This is a genomic window from Mesorhizobium sp. M1A.F.Ca.IN.020.06.1.1 (genome assembly GCF_004023265.1).
Classification (GTDB): Bacteria; Pseudomonadota; Alphaproteobacteria; order Rhizobiales; family Rhizobiaceae; genus Mesorhizobium.
On the sequence record NZ_RZSR01000666.1, the window covers coordinates 1 to 3,422 of the forward strand.

General features: G+C 65.2%; 4 protein-coding genes. 1 reads left to right on the forward strand and 3 read right to left on the reverse strand.

Annotated features, from left to right (window positions below):
* Positions 1-493 precede the first annotated feature (493 nt).
* From EOA60_RS24625 to EOA60_RS24635, 3 genes are all read right to left on the reverse strand, one after another.
* A complete protein-coding gene (locus EOA60_RS24625; protein ID WP_067327810.1) occupies positions 494-1,351 on the reverse strand; it encodes a S49 family peptidase in 858 nt (285 codons plus the stop codon).
* Between the two features lie 108 nt (positions 1,352-1,459).
* The gene (locus EOA60_RS24630; RefSeq protein WP_067327811.1) at positions 1,460-2,254 is read right to left on the reverse strand and encodes a methyltransferase; all 795 of its coding nucleotides are present in this window, start codon (positions 2,252-2,254) and stop codon (positions 1,460-1,462) included.
* The gene (locus EOA60_RS24635; protein ID WP_066999078.1) at positions 2,254-2,478 is read right to left on the reverse strand and encodes a DUF2007 domain-containing protein; all 225 of its coding nucleotides are present in this window, start codon (positions 2,476-2,478) and stop codon (positions 2,254-2,256) included. The genes EOA60_RS24630 and EOA60_RS24635 overlap by 1 nt, the downstream gene beginning before the upstream one ends.
* A gap of 162 nt (positions 2,479-2,640) precedes the next feature.
* On the opposite strand from EOA60_RS24635, the gene EOA60_RS24640 reads away from it, so the two are divergent.
* A partial coding sequence (locus tag EOA60_RS24640; RefSeq protein ID WP_164899508.1) for a polyprenyl synthetase family protein occupies positions 2,641-3,422 on the forward strand: 782 nt, incomplete at its 3' end.

A 3,422-nucleotide genomic window follows, 5' to 3' on the forward strand; every position in this document is an offset into this window, starting at 1 on the left:
AGATAGTTCCGAGAAAACGGTATATCCGTGTACTCGATTTCCGACAGCGCGAACGCGTAGCTGGAAAGGCTTTCGTGAGTCAGGGCCGCAAAAAGGCTGCGAACGAATACGCTTTTGTAGGCTGCTCCGTAAACCGGCAGCGCGAGGTTGATCTTGGCAGGCGCAAGCCATGTCCGGGACTTGGCCTCGGCCTCCAGAATGTCGGCTGCTGGCGAGATGGTGTTCAGTCCTTAGCCAGACGGTACTCGCCGGTCTTCGGATCCTTGACCAGCGTTCCCATCGTGCCGTTGGCCGCCTGCTTCTCGGTGCGCCGGATCTTGGCCGTCACGCGCTCGGCCTCGCGTACGAAAGCGCGATAACCGAAATAGGCGGCGGCGCCGACGACAACGAAGAAAATGATCTACGGCATCTCACAACTCCTCCCGCGTTTCTCGCGGCAAGGCCGGCCGGATGGGTCGGTCAAGCGGCCATGCTAGACGCAATCATGGCTTTTTCAAAGCCCGAAGCGCGCCCACAGCGCGCGCTCTTCCGCCGCATCGATGACGCCGCTGGCCGCGGCCGCGGCGATGTCCGGCGCCGAAAAACGCGATCCGAACAAGCCGAAACGGCCGAAAAGCCCGCGCGGCGCGGTGATCAGCCTGAGCTGCGTCTTTTCGCCGAAACGGGTCTTGAGCACGCTGCGCATGTCGCCCAGCGCATCGACGAGGCCGAGCTCGAGACCCTTTTTGGCGGTCCAGAACAGTCCGGTGAACAGATCCGGGTCGTCCTTGAGCTTGGTGCCGCGCCGTTCCTTGACGAGATCGATGAAGGTCTCGTGCACTTCGAGCTGCAAGGCTTTCAGCCGCTCGACGTCTTCCCTCTTTTCCGGCTTGAAGGGGTCGAGCACGGCCTTGTTCTGGCCCGCGGTGTGGACGCGCCGCTCGATGCCGATCTTCTTCATCAGCTCCGGGAAGCCGAAGGAGGCGGAGACGACGCCGATCGAGCCAACGATCGAGGAAGGGTCGGCGAAGATCTCGTCGCCGGCGATTGCGATCATGTAGCCGCCGGAGGCCGCCACATCCTCGATGAAGACGAGCACTCGTCTGTCCTTCTCTGCCGCCAAGTCGCGGATGCGCTTGAAGATCAGCCGCGACTGCACCGGCGAGCCGCCCGGCGAGTTGATCGAAATCGCAATCGCCGGCGCGTCGAAGCCGAACGCCTTCTCGATGAGCCCGGCCGTCGAGGCGAGCGACAGGCTTGGCCGGAACTGGCCGCCGCCGGGCATGATCGTGCCATGCAGCCGGATGACCGGAATGGTGACGACTGTCGAGCGCCAGGATTTCGGCAGCAGGCGGTTGAAGAAGCGTTTCACGAAAGCTTGTCTCCACAAGAGATGCTAGAGCAAGGTCAGACCTCATCCTTGCTCCCGGGCATGTAGGAATTCGCCGCGCAACGGCAATGCCGCATCGCCGGCCTCTGATCAATCGCCGAACAGCGACGCCAGCCCGTTGTTGATCATTTCGGTCCGCTCCGTCGGCTCGTTGCCGGATGCGCCGTGCAAGGTGAGCGGAGGCCGGATCGACAGTTTTCCGCGCGCGCCGAGCACCGCCCTGACGACGATGCGGATCGCCGCCGCGTCTGGGCGCGGGTGCACGCAGAGCATCTCGGCATCGCCGAAGCGGCCTTCCATCGCATCCAGGATGGCGACAAGCTGCTCCGGCCGCGCAATCGCCGCCAGTCCGCCGCGCGGCTTGACGACGGCGGCCGCACTTCTGATCCAGCGCTCGAACAGGCCGTCCTCCGCGACATGCGCTTCTCTGCGCAGCGCGTCCGGCGTTGCGCGGTCTTGTGCCGCGTTGAAGGGCGGGTTCATGACGACGAAGTCGAACGAATTGTCGGCAAGTCCGGCTCCGTGCCGTGCCCGTCCCGCAAGCGTGACGTCGGCCTTAAGCACCGAGGCGCGGTCGCCGAGATGCGCGTTGCCGGGGTGGGCAAGCGTGGCGGCGGCAAAGGCCGCCATCTCCTCGGAACGCTCGACCAGAACCGCGTGTGCCTCAGGGCAGCGCGACAGCACGGCGAGCGTCGCCGCACCGGCGCCCGCGCCGAAATCGGCGAGCCGGCCGGAAAAGCCGGACGGGACGGCAGCAGCCAGCATCATGGCGTCCATGCCGGCACGGTGGCCTTGTCGCGGCTGCACCAGCCAGAAGCGCCCGCGATGGAAGGCGTCGACCGTGTGGGCCGGCGTGTCCGGGGCGAGGGCGGTTGATGCTGCCATTATTGCCGGCGGATCTCGTTCTCGATACCGGCATCCTTCAGGATGCGCCGCGCGGCATCGGCTTTCTCGGCATCGACCATGACGCGCCTGGGCAGGATGCCGATCGATCCGTCGAGCACGCTCATGTTCTGGTCGGCCACGAAGCAGGCGATGCCGGCGTCGCGCATGAGCGATTCGACGAAGGAGATGAGGACGGCGTCGTTGGTGCGGACAAGCTCGATCATGGAATGAAAATCGCAGGTTGCGGCGCTCATGTAAACGCCAGGCCAGCCCAGCGCCAGCCAAACCGCGCCAATTCGCCTCTTGCCGTGCGCGGTTGTGCCGACCTAGAGTCCCACCGGGACCAGGGTGTTGTCGGGCGCGTCAATGAGACGGGAGTGATCGTGGTGGGTGTCGTTCTGAATATCGAAGGCAAGCGGGAACCTGCTTCCATCCAGGATCTCATCGACCTGACGGCAGCCGACATGGGACGGGTCAACGAGCTGATCCTGTCGAAGGCCGGCTCCGACGTCGAGATGATCCCGGAGGTCGCCAACCACCTGATCTCGTCCGGCGGCAAGCGGCTGCGGCCGATGCTGACGCTCGCCGCCGCCCAGATGTTCGGCTATGCGGGCGAGGGGCACGTCAAGCTCGCCACCGCAGTCGAATTCATGCACACCGCGACGCTGCTCCACGATGACGTCGTCGACGAGAGCGCGCTTCGCCGCGGCAAGAAGACGGCGCGCATGATCTGGGGCAACCAGGCGAGCGTGCTGGTCGGCGACTTCCTGCTCGGCCAGGCTTTTCGCATGATGGTCGAAGTCGGCTCGCTGGAGGCTCTCGACATCCTGTCGAGCGCCGCCTCCATCATCGCCGAGGGCGAGGTGATGCAGCTTGCGGCTGCCAAGAATCTGGAGACCACCGAGGACGAGCACTTCGCCGTCATCAAGGCCAAGACCGCCGCCCTGTTCTCGGCCGCCGCCGAGGTCGGTCCGGTGATCGCGCTCGCTTCCCGCACCGACCGGGCGGCGCTGCGCTCCTATGGCATGAATCTCGGCCTTGCCTTCCAGCTCATAGACGACGCGCTGGACTATGGCGGCTCCAGCAAGGATCTCGGCAAGAATGTCGGCGACGATTTCCGCGAGGGCAAGGTGACGCTGCCGGTGATCCTCGCCTATCGGCGGGGCAC

Bases quoted from the DNA above. Each gene is read 5' to 3' on its own strand.
- EOA60_RS24630 (WP_067327811.1), bottom strand. From the start codon at position 2,254: ATGGCAGCATCAACCGCCCTCGCCCCGGACACGCCGGCCCACACGGTC.
- EOA60_RS24635 (WP_066999078.1), bottom strand. From the start codon at position 2,478: ATGATCGAGCTTGTCCGCACCAACGACGCCGTCCTCATCTCCTTCGTC.